Source organism: Carboxydothermus hydrogenoformans Z-2901 (assembly GCF_000012865.1).
In the GTDB taxonomy this organism is placed as follows: Bacteria; Bacillota; Z-2901; order Carboxydothermales; family Carboxydothermaceae; genus Carboxydothermus; species Carboxydothermus hydrogenoformans.
Genome location: NC_007503.1, coordinates 840,232 through 855,921, shown reverse-complemented (window position 1 = coordinate 855,921; position 15,690 = coordinate 840,232). Strand labels below are relative to the sequence as shown.

15 protein-coding genes and 1 riboswitch are annotated in these 15,690 nt (G+C 43.5%); of the genes, 2 read left to right on the top strand and 13 right to left on the bottom strand.

Annotated elements, in window-relative coordinates:
- Nucleotides 1-21: 21 nt before the first annotated feature.
- The 5 genes from CHY_RS04425 to fusA form a co-directional block, all read right to left on the bottom strand.
- The gene (locus CHY_RS04425) at nucleotides 22-1,590 is read right to left on the bottom strand and encodes a methyl-accepting chemotaxis protein (RefSeq protein ID WP_011343888.1); all 1,569 of its coding nucleotides are present in this window, start codon (nucleotides 1,588-1,590) and stop codon (nucleotides 22-24) included.
- A 13-nt stretch (nucleotides 1,591-1,603) separates the two neighbouring features.
- On the bottom strand, nucleotides 1,604-2,404 hold the full coding sequence (locus CHY_RS04420) for an OmpA/MotB family protein (protein ID WP_011343887.1): 801 nt from the start codon (nucleotides 2,402-2,404) through the stop codon (nucleotides 1,604-1,606).
- The gene (locus CHY_RS04415) at nucleotides 2,385-3,188 is read right to left on the bottom strand and encodes a flagellar motor protein (RefSeq protein WP_011343886.1); all 804 of its coding nucleotides are present in this window, start codon (nucleotides 3,186-3,188) and stop codon (nucleotides 2,385-2,387) included. Before CHY_RS04415 ends, CHY_RS04420 begins: the two co-directional genes overlap by 20 nt.
- Before the next feature lie 80 nt (nucleotides 3,189-3,268).
- Complete coding sequence (locus tag CHY_RS04410) at nucleotides 3,269-4,387, bottom strand: HD-GYP domain-containing protein (protein ID WP_011343885.1); 1,119 nt, start codon at nucleotides 4,385-4,387, stop codon at nucleotides 3,269-3,271.
- A gap of 150 nt (nucleotides 4,388-4,537) precedes the next feature.
- A riboswitch (cyclic di-GMP riboswitch) is annotated at nucleotides 4,538-4,626 on the bottom strand.
- Nucleotides 4,627-4,718: 92 nt separating this feature from the next.
- Nucleotides 4,719-6,737, bottom strand: a complete 2,019-nt coding sequence (fusA, locus tag CHY_RS04405) for an elongation factor G (protein WP_011343884.1) — start codon at nucleotides 6,735-6,737, stop codon at nucleotides 4,719-4,721.
- Between the two features lie 159 nt (nucleotides 6,738-6,896).
- On the opposite strand from fusA, the gene spoVB reads away from it, so the two are divergent.
- Nucleotides 6,897-8,396, top strand: a complete 1,500-nt coding sequence (gene spoVB / locus CHY_RS04400; RefSeq protein WP_011343883.1) for a stage V sporulation protein B — start codon at nucleotides 6,897-6,899, stop codon at nucleotides 8,394-8,396.
- Here the strand turns inward: spoVB and CHY_RS04395 are convergent.
- On the bottom strand, nucleotides 8,386-11,280 hold the full coding sequence (locus CHY_RS04395; RefSeq protein WP_011343882.1) for a DNA polymerase III subunit alpha: 2,895 nt from the start codon (nucleotides 11,278-11,280) through the stop codon (nucleotides 8,386-8,388). The two genes, spoVB and CHY_RS04395, sit on opposite strands and share 11 nt — an antisense overlap.
- A 131-nt stretch (nucleotides 11,281-11,411) precedes the next feature.
- Here CHY_RS04395 and CHY_RS04390 point away from each other — a divergent pair, with 131 nt between their 5' ends.
- Nucleotides 11,412-11,648: an alpha/beta-type small acid-soluble spore protein gene (locus tag CHY_RS04390; RefSeq protein ID WP_011343881.1), complete on the top strand. Its 237-nt coding sequence runs from the start codon at nucleotides 11,412-11,414 to the stop codon at nucleotides 11,646-11,648.
- On the opposite strand, the gene surE is transcribed toward CHY_RS04390, so the two are convergent.
- Genes surE through queD form a run of 7 tightly spaced genes read right to left on the bottom strand, consistent with a single transcriptional unit; the run spans nucleotide 11,622 to nucleotide 15,545 of the window.
- Complete coding sequence (gene surE / locus CHY_RS04385) at nucleotides 11,622-12,416, bottom strand: 5'/3'-nucleotidase SurE (RefSeq protein WP_011343880.1); 795 nt, start codon at nucleotides 12,414-12,416, stop codon at nucleotides 11,622-11,624. The two genes, CHY_RS04390 and surE, sit on opposite strands and share 27 nt — an antisense overlap.
- 9 nt (nucleotides 12,417-12,425) lie before the next feature.
- On the bottom strand, nucleotides 12,426-12,602 hold the full coding sequence (locus CHY_RS12985; RefSeq protein ID WP_075866294.1) for a YpmA family protein: 177 nt from the start codon (nucleotides 12,600-12,602) through the stop codon (nucleotides 12,426-12,428).
- A 29-nt stretch (nucleotides 12,603-12,631) separates the two neighbouring features.
- Nucleotides 12,632-13,210 carry a GTP cyclohydrolase I FolE gene (folE, locus tag CHY_RS04380; RefSeq protein ID WP_011343878.1) on the bottom strand — a complete coding sequence of 193 codons (579 nt, stop codon included), beginning with the start codon at nucleotides 13,208-13,210 and terminating at the stop codon, nucleotides 12,632-12,634.
- Nucleotides 13,211-13,228: 18 nt separating this feature from the next.
- The gene (locus tag CHY_RS04375; RefSeq protein ID WP_011343877.1) at nucleotides 13,229-13,945 is read right to left on the bottom strand and encodes a 7-carboxy-7-deazaguanine synthase QueE; all 717 of its coding nucleotides are present in this window, start codon (nucleotides 13,943-13,945) and stop codon (nucleotides 13,229-13,231) included.
- A gap of 27 nt (nucleotides 13,946-13,972) precedes the next feature.
- Nucleotides 13,973-14,530, bottom strand: coding sequence for a DUF366 family protein (locus CHY_RS04370; RefSeq protein ID WP_011343876.1), 558 nt, complete (start codon nucleotides 14,528-14,530; stop codon nucleotides 13,973-13,975).
- Nucleotides 14,531-15,178 carry a 7-cyano-7-deazaguanine synthase QueC gene (gene queC, locus CHY_RS04365; RefSeq protein WP_011343875.1) on the bottom strand — a complete coding sequence of 216 codons (648 nt, stop codon included), beginning with the start codon at nucleotides 15,176-15,178 and terminating at the stop codon, nucleotides 14,531-14,533.
- A gap of 4 nt (nucleotides 15,179-15,182) precedes the next feature.
- Nucleotides 15,183-15,545, bottom strand: coding sequence for a 6-carboxytetrahydropterin synthase QueD (queD, locus tag CHY_RS04360; protein ID WP_011343874.1), 363 nt, complete (start codon nucleotides 15,543-15,545; stop codon nucleotides 15,183-15,185).
- Nucleotides 15,546-15,690: the final 145 nt, after the last annotated feature.

The window sequence follows — 15,690 nt, the reverse complement described above, 5'->3', positions numbered from 1 at the left end:
TCAAAACTCCTCCTCATCTTTTTATTTGGTATTAAAATACGCTACCTGGGACTTAATCTTATTGGAAGTCTCAACCAGGGTGTGAGATGTTGCCGCCAATTCTTCGGTGGTGGCCGCCGTTTCCTGGATAACTGCAGAAATAGAGTTAATCATTTCCATGGTGCGATTAGCGCGCTCAGCAACTTCATTGCCATGTTTTGCAATTTCTTCAATCATTGCCACTACCGAATTAACCGCATTTAAAATCTGGTTGAAAGCATCTTTATTTTTGCCCACCATTTCATTGCCATCGTTTATAGCCGCAAAGGTCTCCTGACTGCTCTTTTGAATTTCAAAAACCAGTTGTTCGATTTCTTTGGTGGATTTTGCCGAACGTTCCGCAAGCTTTCTAACATTTTCCGCCACTACCGCAAATCCCCGACCATGTTCACCGGCACGAGCCGCTTCAATTGCCGCATTAAGGGCTAAAAGGCTTGTTTGTTCGGCAATATCCTCAATAACCGCCAAAAACTCGGTAATCCTGGAGATATTGCTTCCCAGACGCTTGATCTCCCGGTTAATTTTTTCCATACTGGCGCTTAACTGGTCTACGGTTTTGGCACCGGTTTGCGCCTGGGCCATGGTTTCTTCCGAAACCCTGGCCGCATTGGCCGCTTGATTGGCAGCTTCCTGGATTCCCTGCACGATCTCATCAACTGCCGTAGTTGCTCCCTGAACCTGAGCCGCTTGTTCCGTTGCTCCCCTGGAGACCTGCTCCGCCACCGAAGCCACCTGATCGGAAATCCCGTACAAGTTTTCGAGTTCCGTGGATATGGTCGAAATCAAGCTGTTTAGCTTTTCCACCATATTATTTAAATCCGTTGCCAGTTCTCCCAATTCATCGGCCTGTTTGATATCCACCGTGCAATTAAGACAGCCTTCTTCCACCTTATGCACCGTTTCTCGTAATTTTTGAATCGCTACAATAATCGGGTTGGTAATGAAGTAACCGATAATCATTGCTAAAATTGCCGCCAAAACGGTACTGCCGCCCACGGCTCCGGCTGCAATTTTAAAGATTTTTAAAAGCTTTTCCCTGGCTTTGTTATCTTCTTGTTTAGCAGTATCTTCAAGTTTGTTTAAATGGTGCATTATATTCCGTGCACTGGTTTGGAGCATATTCATGGCGTTCTGGGTTTGTTCGAAATTGGGATTAGTGGCATTTTTTTCTAATAAATTTTGGGATTTATTTAAAATAGCTGCAATTTCATCATATTGTTGCGTTTCTTCGCTGCTATGAGCCAGTTTTCTGGCATTTGTTAAAAGATTCTTTAGTTCCTGATAGGTTTTTTGCACCTCTACTAATCTTTGGGAGTTGGGAAAAAGCAAAAAATCGTTAGCAGTATTGAAATATTGAAAAAGGGACGTTTTTAATTCCCCCAACCGCTGGAGTTCCCCTAAAAGTTCTTTATTTTGCTTTTCATGGCTCCGGTTTACCAGGTACGTAGAAAAGACCGCACCGGTTCCCCCAATCACCATCATCGAAGCCAGAATAAAAGTTAGGATAAACAGCTTGGCCCTGATACCCAAACGCAGTTTAAATCCCCCCATTAATTCTCCCCCTTTAATTTTGTCCGGGTACTTTCCCGCTTTTTGGCTCTACCGGTTCATACTTGCTCCTCAAAATGACAATATCCACCCGTCGGTTCTTCTGCCGGTTTTGCTCTGAAGTATTGGGAACTTTAGGGCGATATTCTCCGTATCCTACTGCCGATAAACGATAGGGCGGAAAATGAAGCCCATCAATTAATTCATGGACAACCGAAGTTGCCCGGGCCGTGGAAAGTTCCCAGTTGGACGGAAATCGACTGGTGTTTATCGGTAGGTTGTCGGTGTGCCCCTCGATGCGGATATAGTTCGGAAGTGGCAACAAAATTTCACCAATTTGCCGCACAATAGCCTTTGCCTGAGGCGTAAGCTCCGCCGAACCCAATTTAAATAAAATGGCATCTTTAAAGGAGATAACCACACCCCTTTCTTCTAAGGTAGCCGTCACACTGGCATTTAAACCTTTCGCTTTTATGTAAGAATCAACTTTAGCCTTAATTAGCGCTAAATTAGCCGTTTCCTTCAAATCCTTTTCATCAACCGCCGGTAATTGCTCCTGGCTGGCTTTTCCCAGGTTGCCCTGTACAGTTGCATTGCTCCCGGTAACCACATCCGGTCCGGCATTGGTAAGCACAATTCCTCCCCCGCCAAGAGCTTTACTTAAAGATTCGGCTAAAGCCCGAAATTTATTGGCATCAACATTGGAAAGGGCATACATAACGATAAAAAAAACCATCAATAAAGTAATCATATCCGCATAAGTAATAAGCCAGCGTTCGTGGTTTGGTTTTTTTTCCTCATGCTGACGCCGCTTCATTTAATTCACCCTTACCTTCTCTTAAGCTTTGCTCCCGGAGTTTAGGCTTTAAGAATGACCGGAGTTTTTCTTCAATCAGCATCGGGTTATGTCCTTCCTGCAATGACACCAAACCTTCAAGCATCATTTCCCGCACTAACAGTTCTTTTTTGCTTAAATTTTTTAGTTTTGCCGAAAAAGGCAGCCACAATATGTTAGCCGAAGACACCCCGTAAAGGGTAGCGGTAAAAGCCATCGCAATTGCCGGGCCAAGCTTTTCCGGGGTAGAAAGTTGCCCTAAAACGTGAACCAGTCCCATAACCGTACCGATAATCCCCATCGTCGGAGCATAACCACCGGCCGCTTCAAAAAATTCGGCTCCTGCCCGGTGTCTTTCGGCTATGGCATAAATTTCATTTTCCAAAATCGAGCGGAAAAGTTCCGGGTCGGTACCATCGACAATTAACTGTAAACCCCGGCGTAAAAAGTCATCCTTGATGTTGGGCAGGTCATTTTCCAGAGCCAGTAACCCTTCCCGCCGGGCTTTTTGGGCAAGGGAAACTATTTGCTTTACCACTTCCAGTTCGTTTAACGGCTTTTGGAAAAGCATGATTTTAAAATACTTGGGAATCGCCAGTACCTCTTCCGTCGAAAAAGCAATGATACTAGCACCGATTGTTCCGCCAAAAATTATTAAAGCCGCCGAAGGTGCTACCAGGGCAGAAATAGTACCGCCTTCCATTAAAAACCCGGTTACCAGTGAAGTAAAAGCTATAACTACCCCTAACACCACCATTATTTCCATCTTTTCTCGCCCCTTAAATCTTTTTTAAGCGTCTTTTAACCTAATTATACCAGATTTTTTAAAATATTTGTTAGTTTTTGTCACCTTTGCGTTAAAATTTGCACAATACTTTCGTTAGCAACTTCGGGATACAAAACAATTTTCGTAACCATCAATTTATATTCTTCTGCCAGGGAAAGATAGTACGGTTCTACCGGCCGCCCATTATCGGCAATTACCCGAATTACCGGTCGATCAGGAAACCCAACCGGGGTTCCGGTAACTATGCCTTCAAAGCCATTATTTAATAAAACCTTTGCCCCCACCGGATAAACGGCAATAGACGAAGCAAAACTTTTAACCGTATTCAGGTCAAATTCGCCGCCTCCAAGGGCTAAAACAAATTCGTAAACCTCTTTGGGGTCTATGGGATCGCGGTAAACTCTTTTGGAAGTCATGGCATCATAAACATCGGCCACCATGATTATCTTAGCAAATTTATGAATTTTATCGCCACTTAACCCCTGGAGATACCCGCTGCCATCCAGCCGCTCATGGTGCTGGATTACACCCTGAACCACACTGCTGCCGAAGTTAAGATAGCGCGAAACAATTTCCCCTCCTTTTTCCGGATGAAGGCGAATTATCTCCATTTCCTCCGGGGACAATTTTCCCGGTTTATTTAAGATGGTCCATGGTACTTGGGTTTTGCCGATATCGTGTAAAAGACCGCTTATCCCTAAATTGATGATTTCATCGTGTTTAAAGCCGGCTTTTAAAGCAGTGGCCATAGAAAGCAAGGCTACATTTACTGAATGAAAGTAAGTATAATCGTCAAGATTCCGGATATCATAAAGGTCTAAAAGAAAACCCTTTTTATCTAAAAGTTCCGCTAACATTTCCGCTGCGATTTCTTTAAGTTGCTCCCGGTAATTGGCGACTTTAATGGCAAAATACCTTTCCTGCAAAATATCCTGATAAAGGTTGTTAACCACATTTAACGCCCGTCGTCGAACCATTTCTGATATTACGAAGGCTTCGGTAAAATCATCCTTGCCATCGTAAATGTAAAGCCAGCTATATTTCAATTTTTTGAGCCGATTAATCATGACAGAAGTTAAAATAGTCCCGGCATTAATTAAAATCCGCCCCTGCCCGTCCATTACCGGATAACCAACTTTAAGACCGGGAATAAGATACTCCACGGGAATGCGACGCATATTTCCACCTCTATCGCCATTATTTTTTTATTGTACAACATAGTTCTTACTTTCAAAAGATATTTCGAACTTTTCCTCATTGAACTTTGGAAAATACTAAAACCCTCCTGCCGTAAGGTCGGGCGGAGGGTTTTTTTTTTAATTTCCACCTTCGGCAGCTGGCTGGCATAGCAGGACAACCTGCTTTAGCCCCTGTAGCTTTGCGTCCCCGGCTTTCGCCGGGTTTGCCTTTTTCGGAAAATGTTATTTAATTGTACTTTACACCAATCTTGCCATACAAAATTAAATCATTAATCAGGAAAAATCGTCAAGAAAAATTTGCTAAACTGGTTTATTCTTCTTCTTTCTTATTTAAGTTTGCTTTCTTTATAATTTCTTCCTGTAGTTTGGGAGGTACTTCCTGGTAGTGGCTGAAAGTCATGGTGTAGAAGCCCCTGGCCTGGGTCATCGCTTTTAAGTCAATATTATATTTTAACATCTCGGCATACGGTACATAAGCTTTAACCCTGGCCCAGCGTCCCTGGGTTTCCATGCCAAGAACATGGCCACGTTTACCGTTAAAGTCGCTGATCACATCCCCCATAAATTGCTCCGGCACCGTCACTTCAACAAGCATTACCGGTTCCAAAAGTACCGGATTTGCTTCCTTAACCCCTTTCTTGAAAGCCTGACTGGCCGCAATCTTAAAAGCCAGTTCGGAAGAGTCCACCGGGTGATACGAACCATCGTACAGTACCGCCCGCACATTCATTACTTTATAACCGGCCAGTACTCCTTCATTTAACGCTTCGCGAATTCCTTTTTCTACCGCCGGAAAATACTGTTTGGGAACGGCACCGCCAAAAATCTCTTCACCAAACTCAAACTCTTTATCCGGCAGGGGTTCTAATCTAAGCCACACATGGCCGTACTGACCCCGGCCACCGGTTTGCTTTTTATATTTACCTTCCACCTGAACCGTTTTCCGGATAGTCTCCCGGTAAGGCACCCGTAATTCTTCGGTTACCACTTCAACACCATACTTCCGTTTAATTGCTTCGAGAACAATTTCCAAATGGAGTTCCCCCATGCCGGAAAGGAGGTTCTGGCGGGTTTCCAGGTTTTTCTCAAGGCTAAGTGTGGGGTCTTCCTCTAAGGCGCGATGGAGAGCAGTGGAAAGGCGGTCTTCATCGTTTTTACTTTTGGGGAGAATGGCAATGGTCATGTTAGGAGTGGGATAATCTACCGGTTCAATTTCCACCGGTTTATCTTTTAAACTCAAAACATCGCCGGTACCGGTTTCGGAAAGCTTTATTAAGCAAGCGATATCTCCGGCATTTACCTCCTGGCTTTGAACTTGATCTTTGCCTCGCATAAAAAGGATATGGCCGATTTTTTCCGGTTTATCTTTTTTAAAGTTATAGAGTGTAGTTTCTGGCTTTAAAGAACCCCCCAAAACTTTAACAAAGTTAATCCTGCCTACATACGGGTCAGCTAAGGTTTTAAACACATAAGCCACCGGGTGATCATAATTTTTTTGGGGAGGCGGCAGCAGTTCACAGGAAGCATCCAATAAATCTCTAATGCCGATATTTTTTGTGGCAGAGCCCACAAAAAGCGGGTAAAGTTTGCCGGCCCGTACCCCTTTTTTGAGCCCCAGTGCAACCTGCTCAGGGGTCAGTTCCGCTCCATCCAAATACATCATTAATAGCTCATCATCATTTTCCGCCGCAGCTTCCGTTAATTGCAGCCAGGCTTCTAAAACTCGTTCTTCATACTCGGCGGGGATAGCCCCTTCCGTTAAATTGGTACCATCAAAGAAGTAAGCTTTATTTTTTAAAACATCAATATATCCTTTAAAGTTTTCCCCTTCGCCAATCGGTAAATGAAGGGGTACTACTTTAGCCGAAAGAATCTCCCGGATCTGATTTAACGTTTTTTCAAAATTGGCATTTTCCCGTTCTATTTTGTTAATAAACACAAAACGCGGCAAACCAGCATTGTCTGCAAGATTCCAGACCACTTCCGTCTGAATCTCCACGCCGGACGCCGCGCAAACCACAAATATTGCCCCTTCTACAACTTTTAAAACACTTTTTACCTCACCGATAAAATCCGCATATCCCGGAGTATCGATAAAGTTTAACTTATGGTTGTTCCACTCGCAGGGCACAAGGGAAGCGTGAATGGTCACCTTCCTTTTAATTTCCTCGGGGTGGTAATCAGAAACAGTATTTCCGTCCTCCACCCGGCCCATTCTTTTCAATACTCCAGTATTGTAAAGTAAAGCTTCGGTAAGACTGGTTTTGCCCGCCCCGCTGTGGGCAAAGATACCGATGTTTCTTAAAAACTCTGTAGGGTAGCTTTTCATTTAAAAGCCCTCCTAAGGATTTTTTATTAGTAATATATTATTTCAGCATAATTTCGGGTTTTCCTTTTATTTTTTTGAAATTTTTTTAATTCTACGGGAATTTTCTAAAGCATAAACTTTTTAACAACGGCTAAATTCATCGGGTAAAGGAGTAACGGTATGTCTCTTTTGTACGGAACTCTTTTAATGAGTTTCGTAAGCTTTTTAAATCGTATTTTAGGTTTTGTTTACCAGGTCTTAATCGTAAGACTCCTTGGCGCCGAAGGTATCGGCTACTATAATATGGCCTATCCGGTTTTCGTTTTTCTGCTCGTACTTTCAACCCTTGGTATACCCCTGGCCCTCTCCCAAACCATTGCCCAGGAAGGTTTTAAAAACCGGACTCACAGTAAAAACCTTCTTTTCTTCTCCATAATTTTCCTTTTGTTGTTTAGCCTTACCGTTTTAGGACTGTTTTTTTCCTTACTTCCCCTAATTCGGCATCTTCTATTTCCTTCGGAATATAGTTTTTACGCTTTTTTATGGCTGATACCTTCAATTCCGGTAATCGCCGTCTCCTCAGCTTTAAGAGGATATTTTATCGGCCTTTTACGCTGGAATATTCCGGCCCTGGCGCAAAATATCGAACAAATCGTTAGAATTTTGGTCTCCCTAAGTTTAACCTCAGCCTTTATTAACATAAGTTTAAAAGATGCTCTTCGCGGTCCTTCCCTGGGAGTCCTTGCCGGAGAAGCCGTTGGTTTTCTGGTAGGAGTAGCATTTTTGGATAAAAAATCCTGGTTTTCCCCGAAAATTCCCCTAAATTACCTTCGCAAAATCTTTTCCCTGGCAATTCCCGTGACCCTTACCCGGGTGATGGCCACCCTTCTTTCGGCTTTAGACGCTCTTTTAATCCCAAAGGCTTTAGTCTTATCCGGCTTATCCTTTCGGGAAGCCACCGCCACCTACGGTTTATTTTCAGGAGTGGCCATGACCCTTCTTTTAACGCCGGCAGTTATTACCAATACCCTTTCTACCACTTTAGTGCCCGGTATTGCTGAGGCTTTCGGTCAGGAAAACTTTTCCTTAATAAGAAGCCGGAGTTTTTACGCTTTTAAGCTTTCCCTCATAGCCGGCCTTCCCGTTACGGCTATTTTGCTGTTATACGCCGCTCCCCTTACGGCTTTACTCTTTAAATATCCCGAAGCCGGTGAACTTCTGGTAATTTTAGCTGTAAGCGGGCCTTTTTTGTACTGGTACCAAACGGTTACCGGCATCTTTCAGGGTCTGTCCAAACCCCAAACCCCTTTTTACATTTTGTTAGGAGCAAGCGGAGTTAAAATCCTAAGCCTTCTGCTTTTAACTCCTAAGATAGGGATTACCGGCACGTGTCTTTCTTTTGCCCTTTACCATTTTCTCCTTTTCATCTTAAGTTTGTTTGCCTTAAAACTTAAGCTTCGCACTTTAACTTACGACCAAACCCTTTTAAAAGTGGTTTTTGCTTTTCTCGGCTCCCTTGGCCTGGGTTATGGCTTTTCGAAAATTTTCAATCCCGCCATCCCCTTTAACCTTGTTTTGGGAATATTGTTCGTAGGTATTTCTTACCTCTTACTCCTTTTAATTATGGGCGGGATTACCTCTTATGAATTAAACCGTTTGTACCGGCTTTTTAAGCGATAGGGACAATTTTTCGAGCAAAAAGGCGCTCGTCTTTTTCCTGCGCCCAAATTTGGACAAACTTTTTGGTTAAACTCCAGAACGATTTGCCGTACAGGGATGCTGGAACTAACACTTCGTAAAATTCCTGCCGGTTTTCCAGAGTAAGGGTTAAAAACGGTTCTCCTTTGCGCGTATAGCGGCGGCGACCAAAAGTTACCTCTCCGGTGATGATTAATCCCTCCCCTGTTTTTTCTACTTTTGCCTCCAAATCCAACCAGAATTTAACACCGATAACTTTCTGAGCTTTTTTAAGATAATCGCCGGCCTCTTTTTCCTTTTTCAGGGAAAAGTTTGGTTCCGCAAAAAGACCGGGGATTGGTTTAAAAAGTTTATAAACCTCCAAACAATAAAGAAGACTTTCCCGGCTTACCCCAAAACCGTCAAAAGCTCCGGCTAAAATGAGGTTTCTTATTGTTTCGACCGAAAGCTTGTGCCCCGCCCGCTGCCAGAAATCCCAAAAAGACGTGTAGGGCCTTGTTCTCCCTTCTAAAATTATTGAAGCCGCTTTGGGGCCAACCCCTTCGATATCTTTAAAGCCTATTCTAATCCCGTCTTTAACTTCGGTAAAACCGTACTGGCTTTCGTTAATATCCGGAAGCAGGATTTTAATCCCTCTTCGTCCAGCTTCCCTCAGGTAAAAGGACGGTGGATAAAATCCCCCATCGGAATTTAAAAGTAAGGTGAAATAAGTTTTGGGCCAATGGGTAATAAGGAAGGTGGAGTAATAAGCCAGATAAGCGTATGATACGCCGTGGGCTTTATTAAATCCGTAACCGGCAAAGTTTTGTAACAGGCTAAAAATTTTTTCCGCGTCAGCAGCCGAATAACCGTTTTTTACCGCTCCCATCATAAACTCTTCTTTAAGTTCCGCCATAATCTTCCGGTCGTGTTTGGACATCGCTCGCCTGAGATCATCACTTTTGGCAAGATCAAAGCCGGCAACTAACGCCGCTATTTTAAGCACCTGTTCCTGGTAAAGAACTAAACCGTGACTTTCCTCTAAAACCGGTTTTAAAGCGGGATGAGGGTATACCGGTGGGGCTTTTTGGTGTTTGGCTAACAGATAGTTGTCCACCTGTCCGCTCTCTAACGGCCCCGGGCGAAAAAGGGCCAGCACCTGGGCTAACTCTTCAATATTTCGGGGAGCAACTTTCCCAAGATAATACCGCATACCATCGCTTTCCAGCTGAAAGCAACCGATGGTCTGGGCCTTTTGAATCCTTTTCCAGGTTTCCCCGTCGTTTAGGGGAATAGAAGCGCTCCTTCGACTCCGGTGGACAACGGTTAACAGCCTTAAACCCAAAAGGTCCACTTTTAAAAATCCTAACCGTTCCACATCATCCTTGTCAAACTGGGTAATTTTCTCACCGCGAAAAGAGGAAGCCAGGGGAATTTGCTCTAAATCTTCCCGGCGAGCCACTACCAACCCGGAAGCATGAACCGAAAAGTGCCGGGGATGTCCTTCAAAAAACCGGGCTAAAGTTAATAGCTTGCGCATTACCGGATCTTCTAAAGCTTTACGTACCTCCGGCAAAGCCCTAACGGCCTTTTCAATGCTGCTCCCGCCAAAAGCCGGGAGAAGAGGGGTTATTTTGTTAAGTAAAGGCTCGGGATAGCCCAAAGCCTTTGCCACTTCCCGCACCGCACCCCGGGCGGCAAAGGTTATTACCGTACCGATATGGGCTACTCCGTCATCGCCGTATTTTTGGAAAAGATAGCGGATAACTTTCTCCCGGTCCAGATGGCCAAAATCTAAATCCACATCGGGTAAAACTTTCCGCCCGGGGTTCAAAAACCGTTCAAACAAAAGACCGTGTTTTAGAGGATCAACCTCGGTAACGCCTAAAAGATAAAGCACAAGACTTCCTGCGGCCGAGCCCCGTCCGGGACCTAAAGCTAAATCCTGGGATCTGGAAAACCGTACCAAATCATGCACGATTAAAAAATAGCCTGCAAGCCCCAGGCGTTTTATGATCTCAAGTTCATAGTTAAGCCTTTCTTTTACTTCCCGGGAGATCCGGCCATAGCGCGCATAGGCCCCTTCAAGGCAAAGCTTTCTTAAATACTCATCCTTTTCTCCCGGACAGGTAAACTCCGGAAGTTTCAAGTCATCCCCGGGAAAAAAGTCCCCAACTTTTTCGGCAATTTCCAGGGTGGTCTTTAAACTATGATTAATCGGCGCAAAAATCTTCGCCATCTCGTTTGGTGAAAGATAGTAAGCATAAGGGGAAGTTCTTTTCTTAATCTGGTCTAAAGTTACATTGTTTTTCATAGCGCACAGCAGCCGGTAGAAGAAATAATGGTTTTTTTCTAAAAAGCGGGGATTGGGGCTTCCAGCAATCTTTAAACGGTATTTTTTGGCAATAGCTAAAAGTGCTCTGATGTTTTCGGGATTAGTTAAAAGATCGTCTACCTTTGCCAGGAGGTAAAAATCATCGCCAAACGCCTCTTTAAAATTAAGAACATTTTTTAACCCCGCCGCTAAAAACTCTGCCCCGCCAAGGATGATAAGGCCCCGGGCTTCCAAAATTTCGGCAAGGGACAGTACTTCCTTACCGAAATACTTTTGGGTAGCTGCCCGCACCAAAAATTTATAACCTTCATTATCCCGGGCGTAAAGCCAGAGGGGTCCTGCCTCACTTTTAACTTCAAGCCCTAAAAGAAGCTTTAAATTAAAATTTTTCGCGGCAAAAAACGCTTTGGCAGCGCCAAAAAGATTGGTATCGGCAATGCCCACTGCTTTTAAGCCAAGGCGAGCGGTTTTCTCCATTAAACCGTCAAGCTTAATGCTGCTTTCCAAAAAGCTATATCCGGTTTTAATGTTTAATGGCACATACTCTATCATAAAACTTCCCTCTTTCGAATGTATGTTCGATTTTATTATACAAAAAAAATAACACCGTTACCACCATTTTGCGAAAATATTTACCGTCACCGTCAGCAATAATAAAAATAAAAAGAAGGGGTGAAACAAAGATGGCAAAATTTACTCCTGAGGGAACTCTTCTCCCCGCCGACGTCGCCGATGCCCTTAAGTACGAAATCGCCGCGGAGCTGGGAATCACGGGAAAAATTGATACGGCTAACGATTACTGGGGCAACGTTGCAAGCCGCGACTGCGGCCGGGTCGGCGGTAAAATTGGGGGTAACATGGTAAAACTGATGATTAAAAGAGCCGAAGAGACTTTAGCCCGTGGCCAAAGCCCCTTCTAACGCTTTTACCCAGGTTTTAAGCTCGTTCAAGTAATGATAATTGGTAAGGTCAAAATGAACGGGAGTAATGGAAATTTCTTTGCGCGCCAGGGCCGCGGTATCGGTGTCCTGGCCATTTTCGTAATTTACCGCTTCCCCGGACATCCAGTAATAAGAAAGCCCCCGGGGATCCTTTCTTTCTTCAAAAACATTGATATACTTTCTCACTCCAAGCCGGGTAATGGCTATCCCTTTAATTTCTTCCAGAGGTACATTGGGAATGTTAATATTTAAGATAGTGTCCCGGGGCCAGGGATGTTCTAAAATCCGGGGTAACAGGCGGGCAAAAATCTCCGCAGCCCTCAAATATTCCTCATCTTCGAAGGCAAAAGAACCCATGGAAATAGCTATGGCCGGTATGCCGTTAATCATGGCTTCAATGGCCGCCGAAACCGTCCCGGAATAAAGCACATCGGTACCGAGGTTGGGACCGGAGTTAATCCCCGATAAAACTAAATCCGGCGGTTTATCGAGAAGCGCTTCCACGGCCAGCTTAACACAATCCGCCGGGGTACCATCCACCGAGACACCCCGCACCTTGCTGTTTTTAAAAGTAATGTCAAAAGCCCGAAGCGGCCGGTGGACGGTAATCCCGTGACCGGTAGCACTTTTTTCCCGGTCCGGAGCCACCACCGTTAGCTCATATTTCCCTTCTTTTTCCAATACCTGCCTTAAAGCTTTAATCCCCGGGGCATAAATCCCGTCATCATTGGTTAATAAAATCCGCACCCTTCCCACCTACTCTACTTCGTAAATGGACATTACCATCTCGCCGTTTTTTTTGTTTAAACCAAACATCACTTTTTTATCCTTTAAATGTTTGTTTAAAAAATCCACCACCAAATACATTTCATCCCAGGGTGTAAAATGCTTCTGGGCTATGAGTTCCAGCTTTCCTTCCTTTTTCTCGCTCACTAAACTCACCTCTTTCTTATTATATCGTATTAATCCCTTAAGGGTGATTGATGCCCAATTAACGCCATTGCTTCCGCCCGGGTGGCAACCGAAGTGGCAAAAATACCCCGCACCGCGGAAGTAATGGTCTTGGAACCCGGTTTTTTGACCCCCCGCATGGTCATACACATGTGCTCCGCTTCAATAACCACCAAAACTCCCCGCGGATTGAGCTTCTCCATGATAGCATCGGCAATTTGGCTGGTAAGCCTTTCCTGAAGCTGCGGTCTTTTGGCAAAACCTTCCACTACCCGGGCTAATTTGGAAAGACCGGTTACCTTTCCCTTGCGCGGAATATAGGCCACATGGGCTTTACCGTAAAATGGCAGCAAGTGATGTTCACACATGGAATACAGGGGAATGTCCTTAACCAGAACCATCTCTTCGTGTTCTTCGGTAAAATACCGTTCCAGGTGTTCTGATGGGTCCTGCGACAGTCCCGCAAAAACTTCTTCATACATCCGGGCAACTCTTTTCGGAGTATCCTTAAGCCCTTCCCGGTCCGGATCTTCTCCAATAGCTTCCAAAATCATCCGCACGGCAATTTCAATTTTTTCTTTATCAACCATGAAAACGCCTCCAATACCTTATTTTAGCTGCAGAAGTTTATGAACCTGCGGAATTATCCGAACATCCCAAAGCTTTTTTAAAGCCATTTTTTGCTTTTGGAAAAGAAAATCAAGAGAATAATTTATTGGCATTACCGGTTGCAATATTAAGGGTATTTTAGAATTTACCAAAGCAATCTCGTTTATAGCCCCGTTAAACTCCGAATCTTGAACTTCAGGAGAGATAACCATTTTTACATAAACTTTTTTGCGGGAAGCTTCCTGTAAAAACTCCCGGTGAAGGGTAAAACAATCTTCCGCAATAAAAGGCTTTAACTTAAAATCCTGGCTTATTATGTCTACAGAATTTAAAACCTCGTTTAATTTATCCGGCAAAGTCCCATTAGTTTCTAAAAGGACCTCTCCGGGATAAGACAATTTTGGCAAAAATTCTTTTAAAAAGGAAGCGTGAAGGAGAGGTTCTCCCCCCGTTAGGGCAAGCTGTGGAAAGTAGGTAAAATCGTAATTTTCTCGCAAAATTTCCACCAATTTTTCCGGAGTTACCGGATTTAAAAATTCTAAAAGGGAACCGTCTTCTTTCGTTACCGTAAATCTTTCCCTTTTTTCCCTGGCATCTTCGGTGTCACAATAACTGCAGTTTAAATTACATCCGGAAAAGCGAATAAAAAGGGTGGAAACACCGGCATACAAACCTTCTCCCTGGAGTGATGGAAAGATTTCTACAATATTTGCCATAAAAGAAAAAACACCTCGATTTCAGGATTAAAAAACTCCTCTTACCTTAGCCTTTGCCAAATTTATCGCTTCCATTTCCATGCCATAGCGCTGAACAATTAAGCGTCCAAGATATTCAACCCTGCTTTCCAGTCCTAAATCCGCAAGACCAATTGCCGCCACCGGTGCATTATCGCTTTTTACGTTTATGCCGGTATGAATTAAAGTCGAAACTAGGGACTTGGTAGCAATCGATACGGAAAGTTTCCGGTCATCAATATAAAGGTCATCGCCCATCCGGACAATTGGTTTATCGATTAAAGCTTCCAGAGTTTCTTTAATGATGGCCACCAAAAGCCGCTGTCTTAAAACCGCCTTTTCCAAATCCTGGTCAAAATGTTCAACGAGAAAATGAAGCATGTCTTCACTGTAAATAAAAGCGTTTTCCTTTTTATCCTCTAAATCCACCAGGTGATCCGAAACTTCGGCCTTACCGCGAAAGGCAATTATCGCATCGCCAATTAAACCAAAATTTTCGTAGATAAAATGAGGTCGAAGTTGAGATCCGTCATAATCAATTTTTTGGTCGATAAAGCGAGCAAACATTTAATTTCCTCCCCGCGCCCGTTTTAGCCTTAAACAGCTTTCACATACCCCGCACATTTCGTCTCCGCCGTAGTAACAACTCCAGATTAAGTCCAGAGGAGCCCCCAGTTCAACTCCCAGGCGGTAAATCTCGGATTTTTCTAAATTTTGGGTAAAGCTGACCACTTGAACGTGATTTAAGGTGCTGTATTTTAAAGCGTGATTCACAGCATCCACAAACTCCCGCGAGTTATCGCTAAAAGTTTTTGCTTCTTCCGCATTAAATCCCGTAATTATGTATTTTGCTCCCAAACTTTCGGCATAAGCGGCAGCGATATTAATAAAAAGACCATTTCTATTGGGAACCCAAACTTTTTCCATTGAGGTTTTAACGGCAGCAGCACTTTCCAAATCTATACCAGTAGGTATTTCTTGATCTTCAGCCACCAGAGAAGTTTTGGTAATCTTCTTTAAAAACGGTAGTTCAATTACTTCCTGGGGAATACCGTAATAATCCAAAATTTTTTTACTGTGTTCGATTTCCTTCCGGGAAGCTTTTTGCCCGTAATTAAAGGTCAGGCCCAGCACCACCTGAAAATTTCTTACTCCATAAGCAAGGGAAACCGTAGAATCAAGACCCGCCGAAAGTAACACAATTGCTTTTTCCATATCATCACTCCATATAGGTAGCAGCGTTATTGGGAGACTCCCAAACTTTAACAGAACATAGTTTTATTTCGGGATAGACAATAAGTTTTGCTTTTAACTCTTTAAATATATACCGGGCAATATTTTCGGCAGTTGGATTAACCTGCAAAACGTCATTTAAAAGCTTGTGGTCCAGGCGAGAAGTTATATCTTTTAAATAATCTTTAATCATACCAAAATCAATTAAAAGCCCCAAATCATTGGTTGTCTGCCCTTCCACTTCTGCTTCAACCCGCCAGGTATGGCCATGTAAATTGGCACATTTTCCGTCATAATCTTTTAAAAAATGAGCTGCGTCAAAAGTTGTAGAAACGGATATTTTAAACACTAAATTCTACCTCCGTAAATATTTTTTGCAATTTTCTTGGGGTCTATAGCGGAATTTGTTGGAATTTTTTGCCTTGACTTTAGCAGGGATTTTTGGAAATTTATTGAATTAAATTTTTGGTATTTTAGTTTAAGGTTTGGGTGAA

Bases quoted from the DNA above. Each gene is read 5' to 3' on its own strand.
- fusA (WP_011343884.1), bottom strand. From the start codon at position 6,737: ATGAAAAGCTACCCTACAGAGTTTTTAAGAAACATCGGTATCTTTGCC.
- CHY_RS04375 (WP_011343877.1), bottom strand. From the start codon at position 13,945: ATGGCAAATATTGTAGAAATCTTTCCATCACTCCAGGGAGAAGGTTTG.
- CHY_RS04425 (WP_011343888.1), bottom strand. From the start codon at position 1,590: ATGGGGGGATTTAAACTGCGTTTGGGTATCAGGGCCAAGCTGTTTATC.
- CHY_RS04415 (WP_011343886.1), bottom strand. From the start codon at position 3,188: ATGGAAATAATGGTGGTGTTAGGGGTAGTTATAGCTTTTACTTCACTG.
- spoVB (WP_011343883.1), top strand. From the start codon at position 6,897: ATGTCTCTTTTGTACGGAACTCTTTTAATGAGTTTCGTAAGCTTTTTA.
- CHY_RS04370 (WP_011343876.1), bottom strand. From the start codon at position 14,530: ATGTTTGCTCGCTTTATCGACCAAAAAATTGATTATGACGGATCTCAA.
- CHY_RS04410 (WP_011343885.1), bottom strand. From the start codon at position 4,387: ATGCGTCGCATTCCCGTGGAGTATCTTATTCCCGGTCTTAAAGTTGGT.
- CHY_RS04390 (WP_011343881.1), top strand. From the start codon at position 11,412: ATGGCAAAATTTACTCCTGAGGGAACTCTTCTCCCCGCCGACGTCGCC.
- CHY_RS04420 (WP_011343887.1), bottom strand. From the start codon at position 2,404: ATGAAGCGGCGTCAGCATGAGGAAAAAAAACCAAACCACGAACGCTGG.
- CHY_RS04395 (WP_011343882.1), bottom strand. From the start codon at position 11,280: ATGATAGAGTATGTGCCATTAAACATTAAAACCGGATATAGCTTTTTG.
- folE (WP_011343878.1), bottom strand. From the start codon at position 13,210: ATGGTTGATAAAGAAAAAATTGAAATTGCCGTGCGGATGATTTTGGAA.
- queC (WP_011343875.1), bottom strand. From the start codon at position 15,178: ATGGAAAAAGCAATTGTGTTACTTTCGGCGGGTCTTGATTCTACGGTT.